Here is a 15,724-nt window from a genome sequence, read left to right as displayed (position 1 = left end):
CGGGAGGCGCCCCGCACGGGCCGCCTGTGTAGAGGCAGTACTTGTTGATGTACTGGACGACTCCATCGGGGACGAGGTACCAGACGGGCTCACCGCCGGCCACCCGCGCCCGGCAGTCCGTCGAGCTGATGGACATCGCGGGCACCTCCTGGAGGGTGACCCGATCCTCTGGTAGTCCCTTGTCGGACAGGACGTGGCCCGGCCTCGTCACGCCGACGAAGTGGGCGAGCTCCCACAGGGCATCGGCGTCCTTCCACGACAGGATGTCGGCCAGGGCGTCGGCGCCGGTGATGAAGAACAGCTCGTCGTCCGGGCGCTCGGCGCGCAGGTCCCGGAGCGTGTCGATCGTGTACGTGGGCCCCGGTCGGTCGATGTCCACCCGGCTCACCGTGAAGCGAGGGTTGGAGGCGGTCGCAATGACCGTCATGAGGTACCGGTGCTCGGCCGGTGTGACCGCGGTCTGTGACTTCTGCCACGGCTGACCCGTCGGGACGAAGACGACCTGCTCGAGGCCGAAGCGTGCCTGGACCTCGCTGGCCGCCACAAGGTGGCCGTGATGGATGGGATCGAACGTCCCACCCATGACCCCGATGCGGCGGCGCCCGCTCAGTGCCTCGCCCCGTCCTCGTGGCTCGGGTGGCCCTCGATCTGGATCCGGCCGTGCTGGTCGACGTGAGTCGACGCCGGCACCTTGTGGGCGGTGTTGCGGAAGGACCAGGTGACGGCGAGCGCCACGAGGAACAAGGCGAAGGTGATGATGAAGTACATCACGAACGGCATGGGGAGCTCGCGCGTGGCTTCCTCGCCCTGCGCCGCCAGAGTCAGGACACGATCAGACATGCGGCCAGCCTAGCGCCCACCTGCTCACGACCGACCAACGACCGGGCAATCGCCACGAGAGTGGCGCGCCACAGCGGTCAGCACCACGGTGCGGCAGCGCCGTAGGCTGGAGCCCATGGTGCCCGAGCTGTCCGTCGTCATCCCCATGTACAACGAGGAGGACGTGCTGCCGTTGCTCGTCGAGCGGTTGCGGCCCCTTCTCGACGGCATGGGAGTGACCTACGAGGTGGTCGCGGTCGACGACGGCAGTCGGGACCTGACGCCGGCGCTGCTCCACCGCTACCACCGGGAGTGGCCCGCCCTGCGCGTGCTGCGCCTCCGGGCCAATGCCGGCCACCAGGCCGCCATCTCCGCCGGGCTCGCGAGCGCCCGCGGCGACTACGTCGTGACGCTCGACGCCGACCTCCAGGACCCGCCGGAGGTCATCGCGGAGATGCTCGAGGCAGCCAGGCGCGACAACGTCGACGTCGTCTACGGGGTGCGCAACGACCGGTCCACGGACTCGTGGTTCAAGCGCGTCTCCGCTCAGTCGTTCTACCGGTTCATCCGCCTCATGTCGGGCACGTCGGCGCACGCGGACGCAGGTGACTTCCGGCTCATGTCGCGCGCGACCGTCGACGCGGTCAACAACCTGCCGGAGCACAACCGGGTGCTGCGATTCGTCGTGCCGGCCCTCGGCTTCCCGTCCGACACCGTGCAGTACAAACGCGAGGAGCGGGCCGCCGGGTCGACGAAGTACCCGCTGCTCAAGATGCTCCGGCTGTCCGTCGACTCCCTCACCGGGATCTCGATCGCACCATTGCGCCTGGCCACGTTCGCGGGCTTCTTCGGTGCCCTTCTCGCCGTGCTCCTGATCGTCTACACGCTCGTCGCTCGGGCCCAGGGGCACACGGTCGCCGGCTGGACCTCCACCGTCGCGATCGTCGCCGGAGTCGGCGCCGTGCAGCTTGTCTGCGTCGGCATCCTCGGGGAGTACATCGGACGGATGTATGCCCAGCTGCAGGGCCGCCCCACCTACTTCATCGCCTACGACTCACTCACAGAGAGCTCGCCGAAGCACGGGCCCACCGACACTCCCCTGCCGGCGACGCCGCGCGAGGAGCACATCGAGACCCGCGGCGTGCCGGTTGCCACCGACGGCGCGCGGGTGGCGCAGCCGTCACTGCCAGAGCGCGCCGATCGGGCGACCTGAGATCACCCTCGCGGGCGCGCCCTGACGAGCAGGCTCACGCCGGGCAACCGGCGCAGCGGCAGGTACCGCTCGGCCACGATGATGCCTCGCAACGCGGCGTTGACAGCCGGATGCAGGTCGTCGAGGTCCGACCCGGTCGAGACACGGCGCCGCAGCGCGACGACGGGCCGCAGCAGGACGTTCCACGACCGGACGTCGTCCACCTCGAACCCGCCGCGGTCGAGCAGCCCGAGCAGCTCGGCTCGCGTGTACCGCCGCACGTGTTGGACCGCTTCGTCGTGCGCGGACCAGAGTCGGGGATCCGCGGGCACGGCGACGAGGTACGTGCCGGTCGGCCTCAGCACGCGCCGGACCTCCCGGACGGCCGCGTCGTCGTCCTCGAGGTGCTCGAGGATGTCGAAGGCGACCACGAGGTCCTGGGAGTCGTCCGCGAGCGGCAGGTTGGTCGCGTCGGACCGGAGCACAGGCAGTCCGCGCTCGTGAGCCACCTCGGCACCGTCGGCGCTGTACTCCAGGGCGGTGGCCCGCCAGCCGGCCTGGCGGAGCACCATCGTGTTGCCTCCGCCGGCGGCACCGATGTCGATGGCCAGGCCCGGCTCGAGCCCACGGATCGCATCGGCAAGCAGGTGCCGGCGCTCCTGGTACCACCAGTGGCGCGCCTCGAGCGCAGCGAGCTTGCGGACTTCAGTGCCCTCCATGGCGCGCCATCATGCCAGTGGACGACGGGCGGGCCGCGTGCGGTCCAAACGAATCGCCCGCGCCGACTCCCCAGGCATCACCGGATCTGGCCGTCCCCCTCGACGATCCACTTGGTCGTCGTCAGCTCGGGCAGCGCCATCGGGCCTCGAGCATGCAGCTTCTGCGTCGAGATGCCGATCTCTGCCCCGAAACCGAACTCCCCACCGTCCGTGAAGCGAGTGCTCGCGTTGACCATGACGGCCGCTGCGTCGACCTCCTGCGTGAAGCGGCGGGCCGCCGCGCGGTCCTCCGTGACGATCGCCTCGGTGTGCCCGGACCCGTGCCGGCGGATGTGGTCCATTGCCGCGTCGAGGTCGTCGACGACGGCGACGTTGAGCTCGAGCGCGAGCCACTCCGTGTCAAAGTCCTTGTCGGACACGATGTCGTATGCCGCTGAGCTCGCATCCGCGTACGGCGTCACGTCGGGCGTGACGTGGAGTCTCACCCCCGCGTTGGCCAGCTCCGTGAGCGCCTTCGGGAGGAAGTCGGCGGCGACGGCGCGGTGGACGAGCAGGGACTCCGCCGCGTTGCACACGCTCGGGCGGTGGGTCTTGGCGTTGACAGCGATCGCCACGGCCTTGTCGAGGTCGGCGGACCTGTCGACGTAGACGTGGCAGACCCCGACGCCGGTCTCGATGACGGGGACGGTCGACTCGCGCACGACGGTCTGGATGAGGTCGGCACCGCCGCGCGGGATGACGAGGTCGACGCGGCCGCGCGCCGTCATCAGGGCTCGCGCGGCATCGTGCCCGCCCTCGACGAGATTGGTCACCGCATCGGCCGGCAGTCCTTGCGCCGCAAGGGAGTCGCGCAAGGTCTCGACGATCGCCTGGTTGGTCTCGCCCGCCGCGGACCCCCCTCGGAGAATGACGGCGTTGCCCGACTTCAGGCCGAGGCCCGCGGCGTCGACCGTGACGTTGGGGCGCGCCTCGTAGATCATGCCGACGACCCCCATGGGGACGCGGACCTGGCGGATCTGCAGCCCGTTGGCCAGCGTGGACCCCCGGACGATCTCACCGACCGGGTCGGGGAGCGCGGCGACGTCGCGCAACGCTTGGGCCACGCCCGCGACGCGGTCGGCGTCGAGGCGAAGCCGGTCCTGAAGGCCCTCCGGCATGCCCTTCGCCCGGCCGCGCTCGAGGTCGGTCGCATTGGCCTCGAGGATCCGCGGTGTCGCGGTGACGAGTGCGTCGGCGAGCTGGTGCAGCGCGGCGTCCTTCTCGGCCCGGGACAGCAGGGCCAGTCGGCGGGAGGCCACGCGAGCGCGGTCGGCGAGCTCGTTGACGTGCTCGACGACGGTGGAGTCGATCGTCTGGGACATGCTCCAAGGGTAGGTCGTGCGCCCAAGCCGGCCTCAAACGGGACCCTCCCACGATCGAGTGAACAGCTTCTGGCACAGATGTTGTTCACTCGATCGGATGATGAGCGGCGCCGCGCGGCCCAGGGCACGCTCACTAGGCTGACGTCGTGTCGCCCCGGTCCGTCATCAGCAGCGCTCGCCGCCTCGTCGTCAAGGTCGGATCGAGCTCGCTGACCGGCACGGACGCCGGGATCGACCACGCGCGCCTCGTCGCCCTCGTCAACGCGCTGTCCCACCAGCATGAGCGCGGCACCCAGATCGTCCTCGTCAGTTCCGGCGCCATCGCTGCCGGGATCCATCCGCTCGGTCTCGCATCGCGTCCCCGGGACCTCGCGACGCAGCAGGCCGCCGCCAGCGTTGGCCAGGGCGCGCTGCTCGCCGCGTACACGCAGTCGTTCGCGGTCCACGACATCACCGTCGGGCAGGTGCTCCTCACCGCCGACGACGTCACTCGGCGCACCCACTACGCCAACGCCCGCCGCACCCTCGAGCGCCTGCTCGACCTGCGGGTCCTGCCGATCGTCAACGAGAACGACACCGTCGCGACGTCGGAGATCCGCTTCGGTGACAACGACCGGCTCGCGGCCCTCGTCGCCCACCTCATCGATGCGGACGCACTCATCCTGCTGTCCGATGTCGACGCGCTGTACGACGCCCCACCGCATCATGCTGGCGCTCGGCGAATTCCCCTCGTCACGGGCCCCGAGGACCTCGCCGCTGTGGAGATCGGGCGGACCGGCTCCAAGGTCGGCACCGGCGGCATGGTGACGAAGATCGAGGCTGCCCGGATCGCCACGGCGGCCGGGGTGACGACGTCGATCACCGCGGCGGACCGCGTCGTCGAACTGCTGAGGGGCGAGGACGTCGGTACCGTCTTCCTGCCCATCGGCCGCCGGGGCCGCAGGCGTCGGCTCTGGCTCGAGCACGCCACCTCGGCCCGCGGGCGGCTCCTCGTGGACGACGGAGCCGTCCACGCCCTCGTGCACCGCAAGACGTCGCTCCTACCGGCGGGCATCACGGCCGTCGAGGGCCTGTTCCACGACGGAGACCCGGTCGACGTCTGCGCCCCCGACGGCGCGGTGATCGCTCGGGGCCTCGTCAACTACGCCTCGAACGAGCTGCCCGCGTTGCTCGGGCGCTCCACGAAGGAGCTGGCCAAGGCGCTCGGCCCCGCCTACGAGCGGGAGGTCATCCACCGGGACGACCTCGTCATCCTCTGATCAGAAGGGTCGCGCGGCGTTCCTGCCGGGCCTGCTCGGCGGGTCGGTGGGGTGTGCGGACGACACCATCCTGCCCGGCGGTGGGACGATCGATGGGGGTTCGTCGTCCTCAGGGAGGCCAGCGTGGCGGCAAGCGTTCGCGCCGTCGGGTCGCTGCCCCGGCCGCTCAGCAGCTTCATCGGCCGGGAGGATCTCCTTGCCGACGCGGCACGCCTGCTCGGCGACCACCGGTTGCTCACGCTGACCGGGCCGGGCGGCAGCGGCAAGACCAGGGTGGCGATCGAGCTGGCGACCCGGGTCGGCGGAGAGTTCTCCGACGGGGTGCACTTCGTCCCGCTGGCCGCGATCCGCGACCCCGCCCTCATCCCGTCGTCGGTGGCCCGAAGCCTCGGCCTGCCGGACTCCCGGGACATCCGCTCGTCGAGCACCTCGCTGAGCACCTGCGCGACCGCTCAGTGCTGGTCGTCCTCGACAACTTCGAGCAGCTGCTGGAGGGCGCCCCCGTCGTCGCCGAGCTGCTGGCCGCGAGCAACACCCTCCGGGTCGTGGTCACGAGTCGCTCGCCACTGCACGTCGAGGGTGAACAGGAGCTCCCGGTGCCGTCCCTCGGCCTGCCCCCGGCCGGACGGGCCCACACGGTGCGAGCGGCGTACCTCGTTGGCTGCGACGGGGCGCACAGCACGGTGCGTCATCTGCTCGGCGTCCCGTTCGCCGGCCACGCGTACCCCTTCGACTGGCTCCTCGCCGACACCCAGGTCGACTGGGACGGCCCGCCGGACCGCGTGCACATCTTCGCCACGGCTGCCGGGCAACCGCTGTTCTGTGTCCCGATCACCCCCGACCTCTGGCGGATCTCCCTACCCATGCCGGGAACGCGGGACGGTGGCCCGCCCGGGCTGGACGAGATCCAGTCGCTCGTCGACGAGCGCTCACCGCACCGGATCGTCGTCCACGACCCGGAGACGCTGACCAGCTTCCGGTGCCAGCTGCGATCCTCGACGGCCTACCGGACCGGGCGGGTGCTGCTCGCGGGCGACGCGGTCCACATCCACTCCCCCGCCGGCGGGCAGGGCATGAACACCGGCATGCAGGATGCCACCAACCTGGCCTGGAAGCTCGCCCTCGTCGTCGCCGGGCACGCCCACGACGGGCTCCTCGACAGCTACGGCCGGGAGCGTGGTCCTGTCGCCCGGCAGGTGCTCGCCTTCACCGAGGGCATCGTCAGGTTCGACGTGACAGCCCGCTCGCCCAAGCGAGTCCTCCGGGATGCAGTCCTCCCTGCACTCCGGCTCCCCGCTGCCCAGCGCCGCCTCGCCGGTCGCATGGCCCAGACGTCCGTCTCGTACTCCACCGGCCCGCTCACCCGTCCCGGCCGCGTAGGGGGCTTGCCGCGCCCCGGCGTACGCATGCCGGACCTGAGGGTCGACTCGGCCCAGGGGCCGACAACGCTCTACGCCGTGCCGCGATCCGGGCGACATATCGTCATCAGTGGGTCCGCCCCGGACCTGACGTTCGACACGGCCACCTACGACGGCCACGTCGATGTCGTCACCGCCTCACTGCCGCGGGGTGCGTCCACGCTCGTGCGCCCGGACTGCTATCTCGCCGCGGTCGGAACGGCGTTCGACACCAGCGAGATTCATGATTACCTGCGCTCCATCCTGGCGACAGAGCGGGTCCGAGAGCCCCAGCCCGAGCGGGTCTGAGCGCGGGCACGCGAAGCGAGCCCAGCGGCATACGGACCATGCCGTATGCCGCTGAGCTCGCGTGCGCTGGAAGGTGGCGGTCAGTGGTGGGTGGCCGTCTCCGCCCCGACCCCGGTGAGGGAGCGAACCTCCATCTCGGCGTACTTCGCCGCGTCGTACTCCTTGCTCGTCACCGTGCCGATGTACCCGAGGATGAAGCCGAGCGGGATCGAGATGATGCCCGGGTTGTCGAGCGGGAACACGTGGAAGTCGACGCCCTGGAGCATGGACGGGCTCTTGCCCGTCACGGGGTCGACCGCCTTGCCCGACACGACTGGCGAGAAGATGATCAGCGTGATCGCGCTGATCAGGCCGCCGTAGATGCTCCACAGCGCGCCGCGGGTGTTGAACCGCTTCCAGAACAGCGAGTAGAGGATCGTCGGCAGGTTCGCGCTCGCCGCGATGGCGAAGGCGAGGGCAACGAGGAACGCGATGTTCTGTCCCATGGCGAAGATGCCGCCGATGATCGCGATCGCGCCGAGGATGAGGGCGGCGATGCGGGCGACCCGCACCTCCTCCTCGGGCGTGGCCTTCCCGTCCTTGACGACCGTGTTGTAGACGTCGTGCGACAAGCTCGCAGACGCCGTGATCGTCAGGCCCGCGACGACCGCGAGGATCGTCGCGAAGGCGACACCGGAGATGATGCCGAGGAAGACCTCGCCGCCGAGCTCGAAGGCGAGCAGCGGGGCGGCCGAGTTGGCGCCACCGGGGGCGTTCTTGATCTCGCTCGGGCCGAGCATCTGGGCAGCGCCGAAGCCGAGGACGAGCGTGAACAGGTAGAACAGGCCGATGAGCCAGATCGCCCAGACCACCGAGCGACGCGCCTCGCGCGAGGTCGGCACCGTGTAGAAGCGCATGAGCACGTGCGGCAGGCCGGCAGTGCCGAGAACCAGGGCCATCGACAGCGAGATGAAGTCGATCGGGTTCTTGTACTGCAGGCCCGGCTGCGTCAGGTCACGCGCGGTGCCGAGGTCGTTTGCGGTCGTCTCGTTCGCGGCACCGATGAGGTTGGACAGGTTGAAGCCGAACATGCTGAGCACCCAGATGAACATCAGGCCGGCGCCCGCGATGAGCATGACGGCCTTGATGATCTGGACCCACGTCGTGCCCTTCATGCCGCCGTAGATGACGTAGAAGATCATGATGATGCCGACGATGCCGACGACGACCCGCTGGCCGACGGTGCTGTCGATGCCGAGCAGGAGGGCGACGAGGCCACCGGCACCGGCCATCTGGGCGAGCAGGTAGAAGAACGAGACGGCGAGCGTAGAGATCGCCGCGGCGATACGGACGGGTCGCTGGCGCAGCCGGAAGCTGAGGACGTCGGCCATCGTGTACTTGCCGACGTTGCGGAGCAGCTCGGCGACGAGCAGCAGCGCCACGAGCCAGGCGACGAGGAAGCCGATGGAGTAGAGGAAGCCGTCGTAGCCGTTCAGGGCGATGGCGCCAGCGATGCCGAGGAACGACGCAGCCGAGAGGTAGTCACCGGAGATCGCGATGCCGTTCTGGCGGCCGGTGAAGGCGCGGCCGCCGGCGTAGTACTCGGCGGCGCCCTTGTTGCCCCTCGACACCTTGATGACGATGGCGAGGGTGATGAGGACGAAGACGATGAAGATCGCAATGTTGAGGGTCGGGTTGCCGACCGCAGTCTCGGTCGGGACAAGGTTGACGAGAGCGCTCATCGGTGGTGACCTCCCATCTTCTCGGCGAGGGCCTCGGCCCGCGGGTCGAACTCGCGGTCGGCCCAGCGGGCGTAGTACATCGTGATGGCGAAGGTCGTGACGAACTGGAGGAGCCCGAGGATCAGGCCCCAGGTGATGTCCCCGAAGACGCGCGTGCCCATGAAGCCCTTGGCGAAGACAGACAGCAGGACGTAGAGGAAGTACCACGCCAGGAAGGCGATGGTCATCGGGAAGACGAACTTGCGGAACTTGCTCCGGAGCTCTGCGAACTCCGCCGAGTTCTGCATCTCTATGTTCCGGTCCTCGGTGACCGGTGTTTGAGCTTCGTTGCTCACTGGAAGCCACCTCCGTTGGTGGTGTGCGGGTGGGGACACGCTAGGAGGTGTGACCCAGGTAACGGCACCAGGAGACGAACGCACGTCGATGAACGGTGTCCATGGGTCGCCGTGCGCGAGAAACGCCTGCGACGAACGGTCGGTGATCAACGATGAGCGGTTACTCGATCAGCTCGCTGCTCATCGTGTCCCTCGGGGTTGAACGGCCCCCGGTTGAGGATCAGGTGCTCCGGCGCGTGAAGGCGCACCATCGTCTGCGCGACGTGCGCTGGCTGCCGATGGCGCGTCGCGATCGACGCGCCGATCATCGTCGCGAAGGCGGCCGGCACGGTCACCGCGGCAGGCTGCGTGAGGAGCGCAGCGAGCGCGCCGTCGGCGTCGATCCCGAGCATCGTCGCGAGCACGGCCGCCATGGACAGCGATCCGCCGACCGCGAGCCCGGCGATGACCCCTGCGGCGGTGAGCCGACGCCACCAGATCCCGAGCACGAGCATGGGGCAGAAGGTCGAGGCGGCGACGGCGAAGGCGAGCTCCACGGCGTGGGCGACCGGAAGGCGTGCGGACACGAAGGTCAGGAAAAGCGCCAGGCCCACCGCGATGAGGGTCGCGAGACGGAAGGCGCTCACCCCGTGGCCCAGCTCGGTGCGCCGGCGCAGGACGTCCTGGCTGAGGACGCCGGCAACGGAGACGACCAGGCCCATCGACGTCGAGAGGAAGGCGGCGAACGCGCCCGCCGCGATGAGGGCGGTGAGCAGGTCGCCGAGCACTCCGGAGAAGAGCCGGCCGGGCAGCTCGAGCACGACTGAGTCGGTCCGCCCGGACGTGACGAGGTCCGAGGCATGCATCCGGCCGAGGATGCCGTAGGTCACCGGGAGCAGGTAGAAGGCGCCGAGCAGGCCGAGCACGACGAGGGTCGTCCGCCGCGCCGCCCGCCCGTCGGGGTTGGTGTAGAAGCGGACGACGACATGGGGCAGGCCCATCGTGCCGAGGAAGGTCGCAAGGACGAGTGAGTAGGTCAGATAGAGGGCGTAGTCCCCGGTGAGCGGTTCGGCCCAGTCGACCGCATCCAGGCGACTGATCGCCGCTGGTGCGCCGCCTGTCATGGTGATCCCGACGAGGAAGAAGATCGGAGTCAGCAGGGCGGCCAGCTTGAGCCAGTAGTGGAACGCCTGCACCAGGGTGACGCTGCGCATCCCGCCGGGCAGGACGTTGAGCACCACGATGACGGCGACGACGACCTGGCCCACCCAGAGCGGCGCGCCGGTGAGGGTGCGCAGCGTGAGGCCCGCGCCCTGGAACTGCGGGATGAGGTAGAGCATGCCGATGGCGACGACGAGCAGGCTGGCGACGTGCCGCGCCTGGGTCGACTCGACGCGCAGCTGGGCGAAGTCGGGCAGCGTGTAGGCGCCCGAGCGCCGGAGCGGCGCCGCGACGAAGACGAGCAGCAGCAGGTAGCCGGCCGTCCACCCGACCGGCAGCCAGAGCATGTCCACCCCGCGGGCGAGGATGAGCCCAGCGACGCCGAGGAACGAGGCAGCCGACAGGTACTCCCCGCTGATCGCCGACGCATTGAGGACCGGACCGACGACGCGAGAGGCGACGTAGAAGTCGCTCATCGTCCGTGAGACGCGCAGCCCGAAGGCGCCGACGAGGAGTGACGCGAGGGCGACGGCGACGACGGCGACGACGCTGGCCGCGGTGCTCACGCTGGGCTCATTTTGGGCTCACTGCGGGCTCACCGGTTGTCCAGCAGGTCGCTGAAGGCGGCCTCGTTGCGCTCCGCCCGACGCACGTAGAAGATCCCCAACAGGACGATCTCGATGAACGCGACCACGGTGAGGATGACCCACGGCACGGGGACGCCGAGGACGACGACGCGCCCCACCGCGGGCACGAGGTGGAGCACGAGCGGCACGAGGCCGAGCGTGAACGCGAGCGCCGCCAGCACGGCTAGCGAGAGGCGCAGCTGGCTGCGCATGAGGGAGTCGACGTAGACCTCACCCAGCCGGCTCTGCGCGTCGATCTCCGAAGCGATCGACACGCGGCGCGCTCGGGCTGCCCGGGTGCGGGGCGAGGTGACCGTGACCCGCGCGGCTGGCTGGGCCACCTTCTCAGCCGTATGCCGCTGGGCTGGCTCCCGGCTCATCGGCGCTCCCTGCCAGGCTGGGCCCGATTGACGAGCAGATCTCGGAGCGCGCGGGTGTGGCGCCTGCTGACGACGAGCTCGTGGCCACCCACGATGACGGTCGTCCGGCCGCCCTCGGTGCGCCACTCCGAGATGTGGCCCAGGGCGACGAGCAGGGAGCGGTGGATCCGGACGAAACCCGCGTCGCGCCACTGGTCCGCGAGGGTGGTCAGGGGCACGCGGACGAGGTGGCTGCCGCTCGCGGTGTGCAACCGTGCGTAGTCACCCTGCGCCTCGACGTAGAGGACATCCGCCCGCGGGACGAGCCGACTCACCCCACCGAGCTCGACGAGAATGCTCTCGTCCTCAGCCGTCGGCAGCGACTCCCGCCCCTCGATCCGGCCGACGACGCGCCGCACGGCCTCGGCGAGCCGCTCGTCGCGAACCGGTTTGAGGACGTAGTCGACGACGTTGAGCTCGAAGGCGTCGACCGCATGCTGTTCGTGCGCGGTGACGAAGACGACGGGCGGCTTGGTCGTGAAGCGGGACAGGACCCGCGCGAGGTCGAGACCGGTCAGCCCGGGCATCTGGACGTCCATGAAGATCGCGTCGACGGGTCGCTCATGCAGGATCCGGAGCGCCTCTGCGGCGGAGTCTGAGGCGATGACCTCGCCGATCCGCTCCTCCCGGCGCAGCAGCCAGACCAGCTCGTCAAGGGCTGGCTCCTCGTCGTCGAGGGCGAGGACGCGCAGCCGCTCGGGTGCGGTGCCGGGTGCGGCGGCCGACGTCGGACTGCTCACGGGAGCATCCTGCTCATACGTGCACCCCGGGGCGGAACTTGGGCAGGCGGACGATGACCTTGGTGCCGGCTCCCTCGGCCGTCTCGACGAGGAGTCCGTAGTCGTCGCCGAAGGCAGCACGGAGCCGCTCGTCGACGTTGGCCAGGCCCACGGAGTCGGTGCTTCCGTCCCCCGCGAGGGCGCGGCGCACCCGCTCCGGATCCTCACCCACGCCGTTGTCCTCGATCGTCACGAGGCACTCGTGGTCGGCGTCCTGAGCGAGGATCGTGATCTGGCCGTCCCCGACCTTGCCCTCGAGTCCATGCTGCACGGCATTCTCCACCAGGGGCTGGAGGCAGAGGAAGGGCACGACGACGGGCAGCACCTCGGGCGCGACGCGGAGCGTGACGCGCATCCGGTCACCGAAGCGCGCCTTCTCGATCACGAGATAGGCCTCGATGGACCGCAGCTCCTCGGCGAGAGTGGTGAACTCCCCGTGCCGGCGGAACGAGTACCTCGTGAACTCGGCCAGGTCGAGGAGCAGCTCCCGGGCCCGGTCGGGGTCGGTGCGGGTGAACGAGGCGATGGCCGTGAGCGAGTTGTAGATGAAGTGCGGGCTGATCTGGGCACGCAGGGCCCGGACCTCGGCCTCCATGAGCCGGGTTCGCGATGCGTCGAGCTCGGCGAGCTCGAGCTGGCCCGAGACCCACCGAGCCACCTCGCTCGTCGCCCGGACCAGGCCCGCCGAGGCGAGACCGGTGAAGACCTGGAGGGTCCCGACGACCTTCTCATCGACCTCGAGCGGGGCGACGATGGCCTGCCGGACGAGGCAGGACGGCTCGGCGCAGGCGATGTCGGCCCCGTCGACGACAACCGTACGGCCGTTGTCGAGCGTGCCAGCGGCGATGATCGACGGCTGCCTCGAGTGGTGGTTGTGGCTGCCCTCCCACGCGAGCAGCCCGCTCGTGTCGGTCATGGCCACGGCCGGGGCACCGAGCAGCGCCCGCAGGTACTTCAGGGACCGCTCCGCCGACGTTGCGTTGAGGCCGGCCCGGAGCGGGGGCGACGCCTGCGCCGCGGTGTGCAGGGTGCGGAAGGTCGCCCGGTCGGCCTCGGTGCCGAGGTGACCACGACGCAACAGCGCGCCCCACGAGCTCATGCAGTCACCCTAGGACACACACCCCGTCACCAGATCGAGTGGACAACGTCGGGGGCACAAAAGCCGTTCACTCGATCGGTCAGGCGTCGTCGTCGTCGCGCAGGTGCCACAGGCCGGCGCGGCGCTCGGCGTCGAGCTCCTCCTGGGTCGCCGCCCGGGCGGCATAGCGGTCCTTCATCGCCTCGCGCTTCTCGTCACGCGTGGGCCGTGACGACTCGTCGAGGCGCAGGTCCGAGCCCCGGGACCCGAGCAGCTCGGCTCCGGACTGGAGCGTCGGCTCCCAGTCGAAGACGACGGCATCGTCGGACGCGCCGATGACCACGGTGTCCCCGGCCACGGCCCCCACCTTGAACAGCTCCTCCTCGACACCGAGCCGGGCGAGCCGGTCGGCGAGATAGCCGACCGCCTCGTCGTTGCCGAAGTCTGTCTGGCGCACCCATCGGATCGGCCGCTCTCCGGTGACGCGGAAGAAGTCCCCGTCGGAACCGTGTTCCCGGGTCACCGTGAAACCCCGGTCGTCGACCGATCTGGGCCGGAGGACGACGCGCTTGGGAACGACCGCTGCCACCTCGGCGCGTGCGGCCTCGACGTGCCGGGCCATCGCGTAGGCCAGCTCCTTGAGCCCCAGGTGCGCGACGGCCGAGACGATGAAGACCTCGTGGCCGCGCGCCTCGAGGTCAGGCTTGACCAGCTCGGCCAGCTCGCGGGCCTCCGGGACGTCGGCCTTGTTGAGCACGATGAGACGGGTGCGCTCGGACAGCGGCCGGCCGCCGAGGTCCGCATCGGGAACATACAGCGACAGCTCGCGCTCGATGACGTCGAGGTCGGTCAGCGGGTCACGGCCCGGCTCGAGAGTGGCGCAGTCGATGACGTGGACCAGCACGGAGCACCGCTCGACGTGCCTGAGGAACTCGAGCCCGAGGCCCTTGCCCTCGTGCGCGCCGGGGATGAGCCCCGGCACGTCGGCCACGGTGAAGCGGCTCGACCCGGCCGTGACCACGCCGAGGTTGGGCACGAGCGTCGTGAAGGGATAGTCGGCGATCTTCGGCCGAGCTGCCGAGAGGACCGACACCAGCGACGACTTGCCCGCGCTCGGGAAGCCGATGAGGGCGACGTCGGCGAGCGTCTTCAGCTCGAGGACGACGTCGACCTCCTCCCCCGGCTCGCCGAGCAGCGCGAAACCGGGTGCCCTGCGCCGCGCGGATGCCAGCGCCTTGTTGCCGAGGCCACCGCGGCCCCCACGCGCGATGACGTGCTCCGTGCCCATCCCGACGAGGTCGACGATGATGCGCCCGTCCCCGTCCTTGACGACCGTCCCCTCGGGCACGGGCAGGACGAGGTCGGCACCATCGGCGCCGTTGCGCTCGTCACCGGCTCCGGGTTTGCCGTTGTCGGCCTTGCGGTGCGGGTGACGGTGGTAGTCGAGCAGGGTCGTGGACTGCGGGTCGACTCGCAGGATGACCGAGCCTCCGTGTCCTCCGTTGCCGCCGTCGGGGCCGCCGAGCGGCTTGAACTTCTCGCGGTGCACGGACGCGACGCCGTGCCCGCCGTTGCCCGCGCTGAGGTGCAGCACGACGCGGTCGACGAAGTTCACTGCCATGGGAGTTCACTCTTCCAGATCAAGCCGGCTCAGCGGCATACGGCAAAAGCACGTGGCCGTATGCCGCTGGGCTGGCAGACATGTGAAAGGGCGGGCCGCGCGGGCCCGCCCTTCCACGAGGTTGCGTTGGTGATCAGTCGATCACTCGGCAGCGACGGCCTCGATGCTGTCGACGTTGACCGTCTTGCGGCCGCGCTTGCTGCCGAAGCGGACAGCGCCGGCAACGAGGGCGAAGAGCGTGTCGTCGCCGCCACGGCCGACACCGTCACCCGGGTGGAAGTGGGTGCCGCGCTGGCGGACGAGGATCTCGCCGGCGTTGACCTGCTGGCCGCCGAAACGCTTGACGCCGAGTCGCTGTGCGTTCGAGTCGCGACCGTTGCGGGTCGAGGACGCACCCTTCTTGTGTGCCATGTCAGTTGCTCCTTGTGAGTCCGTGTACCAGTGCGGTCAGGAGTCGATCGAGGTGATCTTGACCTGGGTCAGCGGCTGGCGGTGACCCTGACGCTTGCGGTAGCCGGTCTTGTTCTTGTACTTCATGATGACGATCTTGGGGCCCTTGGCCGCCTTGACGACCTCGGCCTTGACCGACACCTTCGACAGCTTGTCGGCGTCCGAGGTCACCGTGGTGCCGTCGACGAGGAGCAGCGGCGTGAGCTCGACGGCGTCGCCGGGCTGACCCGTCACCTTGTCGATGAGCAGGACGTCGCCCACCGAGACCTTCTCCTGGCGACCGCCAGCGCGAACAATCGCGTACACAGTGAAACTCACTCTCTGAATCAGGATTGGGGCGCCGCTTTCGACACCGGCCCGTCAACACGAGCCCGGTGGGCGCACCGAGGGTCAAGGCTACCGGCTGGGAGCACTCCGAACCAAACCGACGTCATACCTCCGTCGATGTGATCCGGGGTGGGCCGGCCGGCGCGACGACCCGGCCGCGGCGGCGGCGCGG

At 70.0% G+C, this 15,724-nt stretch carries 16 protein-coding genes; 3 read left to right on the top strand and 13 right to left on the bottom strand.

Features of this window, described 5'->3' with window-relative positions; all coding sequences use genetic code 11:
• Together nadD and VIR15_RS19525 are read right to left on the bottom strand one after the other, a co-directional pair.
• On the bottom strand, positions 1-583 hold a 583-nt coding region (gene nadD, locus VIR15_RS19530; protein ID WP_331930851.1), incomplete at its 3' end, for a nicotinate-nucleotide adenylyltransferase.
• A gap of 23 nt (positions 584-606) precedes the next feature.
• Positions 607-840: a hypothetical protein gene (locus VIR15_RS19525; protein WP_331930850.1), complete on the bottom strand. Its 234-nt coding sequence runs from the start codon at positions 838-840 to the stop codon at positions 607-609.
• A gap of 115 nt (positions 841-955) precedes the next feature.
• On the opposite strand from VIR15_RS19525, the gene VIR15_RS19520 reads away from it, so the two are divergent.
• Positions 956-2,032, top strand: a complete 1,077-nt coding sequence (locus VIR15_RS19520) for a glycosyltransferase family 2 protein (protein ID WP_331930849.1) — start codon at positions 956-958, stop codon at positions 2,030-2,032.
• Positions 2,033-2,034: 2 nt separating this feature from the next.
• Here the strand turns inward: VIR15_RS19520 and VIR15_RS19515 are convergent, their stop codons facing one another.
• Both VIR15_RS19515 and VIR15_RS19510 read right to left on the bottom strand, forming a co-directional pair.
• The gene (locus VIR15_RS19515) at positions 2,035-2,730 is read right to left on the bottom strand and encodes a class I SAM-dependent methyltransferase (protein WP_331930848.1); all 696 of its coding nucleotides are present in this window, start codon (positions 2,728-2,730) and stop codon (positions 2,035-2,037) included.
• Between the two features lie 77 nt (positions 2,731-2,807).
• The gene (locus VIR15_RS19510; protein WP_331930846.1) at positions 2,808-4,091 is read right to left on the bottom strand and encodes a glutamate-5-semialdehyde dehydrogenase; all 1,284 of its coding nucleotides are present in this window, start codon (positions 4,089-4,091) and stop codon (positions 2,808-2,810) included.
• Between the two features lie 146 nt (positions 4,092-4,237).
• On the opposite strand from VIR15_RS19510, the gene proB reads away from it, so the two are divergent.
• Positions 4,238-5,350, top strand: a complete 1,113-nt coding sequence (gene proB / locus VIR15_RS19505) for a glutamate 5-kinase (RefSeq protein ID WP_331930844.1) — start codon at positions 4,238-4,240, stop codon at positions 5,348-5,350.
• Positions 5,351-5,805: 455 nt separating this feature from the next.
• Positions 5,806-7,056 (top strand): FAD-dependent monooxygenase, encoded by a 1,251-nt coding sequence (locus VIR15_RS19500; protein ID WP_331930842.1) that lies wholly within the window; start codon positions 5,806-5,808, stop codon positions 7,054-7,056.
• Between the two features lie 80 nt (positions 7,057-7,136).
• Here the strand turns inward: VIR15_RS19500 and VIR15_RS19495 are convergent, their stop codons facing one another.
• The 9 genes from VIR15_RS19495 to rplU all read right to left on the bottom strand — a co-directional run bounded on the left by VIR15_RS19495 (position 7,137) and on the right by rplU (position 15,531).
• Positions 7,137-8,777, bottom strand: a complete 1,641-nt coding sequence (locus tag VIR15_RS19495) for a monocarboxylic acid transporter (RefSeq protein ID WP_331930840.1) — start codon at positions 8,775-8,777, stop codon at positions 7,137-7,139.
• Positions 8,774-9,112, bottom strand: coding sequence for a DUF485 domain-containing protein (locus tag VIR15_RS19490; RefSeq protein WP_331930838.1), 339 nt, complete (start codon positions 9,110-9,112; stop codon positions 8,774-8,776). The genes VIR15_RS19495 and VIR15_RS19490 overlap by 4 nt, the downstream gene beginning before the upstream one ends.
• Positions 9,113-9,258: 146 nt before the next feature.
• A complete protein-coding gene (locus VIR15_RS19485) occupies positions 9,259-10,818 on the bottom strand; it encodes a sodium/solute symporter (protein WP_331930836.1) in 1,560 nt (519 codons plus the stop codon).
• A gap of 29 nt (positions 10,819-10,847) precedes the next feature.
• Positions 10,848-11,258 carry a hypothetical protein gene (locus VIR15_RS19480; protein WP_331930834.1) on the bottom strand — a complete coding sequence of 137 codons (411 nt, stop codon included), beginning with the start codon at positions 11,256-11,258 and terminating at the stop codon, positions 10,848-10,850.
• Positions 11,255-12,037, bottom strand: a complete 783-nt coding sequence (locus VIR15_RS19475; protein WP_331930832.1) for a LytR/AlgR family response regulator transcription factor — start codon at positions 12,035-12,037, stop codon at positions 11,255-11,257. The genes VIR15_RS19480 and VIR15_RS19475 overlap by 4 nt, the downstream gene beginning before the upstream one ends.
• 13 nt (positions 12,038-12,050) lie before the next feature.
• Complete coding sequence (locus tag VIR15_RS19470; RefSeq protein WP_331930830.1) at positions 12,051-13,175, bottom strand: sensor histidine kinase; 1,125 nt, start codon at positions 13,173-13,175, stop codon at positions 12,051-12,053.
• A 79-nt stretch (positions 13,176-13,254) separates the two neighbouring features.
• A complete protein-coding gene (gene obgE, locus VIR15_RS19465) occupies positions 13,255-14,775 on the bottom strand; it encodes a GTPase ObgE (protein ID WP_331930828.1) in 1,521 nt (506 codons plus the stop codon).
• 141 nt (positions 14,776-14,916) lie between these two features.
• The gene (gene rpmA / locus VIR15_RS19460; protein WP_331930826.1) at positions 14,917-15,186 is read right to left on the bottom strand and encodes a 50S ribosomal protein L27; all 270 of its coding nucleotides are present in this window, start codon (positions 15,184-15,186) and stop codon (positions 14,917-14,919) included.
• Positions 15,187-15,222: 36 nt separating this feature from the next.
• Positions 15,223-15,531, bottom strand: coding sequence for a 50S ribosomal protein L21 (gene rplU, locus VIR15_RS19455; RefSeq protein WP_331930853.1), 309 nt, complete (start codon positions 15,529-15,531; stop codon positions 15,223-15,225).
• Between the last annotated feature and the right edge of the window lie 193 nt (positions 15,532-15,724).

It is taken from the genome of Intrasporangium sp. (assembly GCF_036566125.1).
In the GTDB taxonomy this organism is placed as follows: Bacteria; Actinomycetota; Actinomycetes; order Actinomycetales; family Dermatophilaceae; genus Intrasporangium.
Note: the sequence above shows the minus strand (reverse complement) of the source record. Positions and strands in the feature narration are given on the sequence as shown.

Bases quoted from the DNA above. Each gene is read 5' to 3' on its own strand.
- VIR15_RS19525 (WP_331930850.1), bottom strand. From the start codon at position 840: ATGTCTGATCGTGTCCTGACTCTGGCGGCGCAGGGCGAGGAAGCCACG.
- VIR15_RS19520 (WP_331930849.1), top strand. From the start codon at position 956: ATGGTGCCCGAGCTGTCCGTCGTCATCCCCATGTACAACGAGGAGGAC.
- VIR15_RS19515 (WP_331930848.1), bottom strand. From the start codon at position 2,730: ATGGAGGGCACTGAAGTCCGCAAGCTCGCTGCGCTCGAGGCGCGCCAC.
- VIR15_RS19510 (WP_331930846.1), bottom strand. From the start codon at position 4,091: ATGTCCCAGACGATCGACTCCACCGTCGTCGAGCACGTCAACGAGCTC.
- VIR15_RS19495 (WP_331930840.1), bottom strand. From the start codon at position 8,777: ATGAGCGCTCTCGTCAACCTTGTCCCGACCGAGACTGCGGTCGGCAAC.
- VIR15_RS19480 (WP_331930834.1), bottom strand. From the start codon at position 11,258: ATGAGCCGGGAGCCAGCCCAGCGGCATACGGCTGAGAAGGTGGCCCAG.
- VIR15_RS19470 (WP_331930830.1), bottom strand. From the start codon at position 13,175: ATGAGCTCGTGGGGCGCGCTGTTGCGTCGTGGTCACCTCGGCACCGAG.
- obgE (WP_331930828.1), bottom strand. From the start codon at position 14,775: ATGGCAGTGAACTTCGTCGACCGCGTCGTGCTGCACCTCAGCGCGGGC.
- rpmA (WP_331930826.1), bottom strand. From the start codon at position 15,186: ATGGCACACAAGAAGGGTGCGTCCTCGACCCGCAACGGTCGCGACTCG.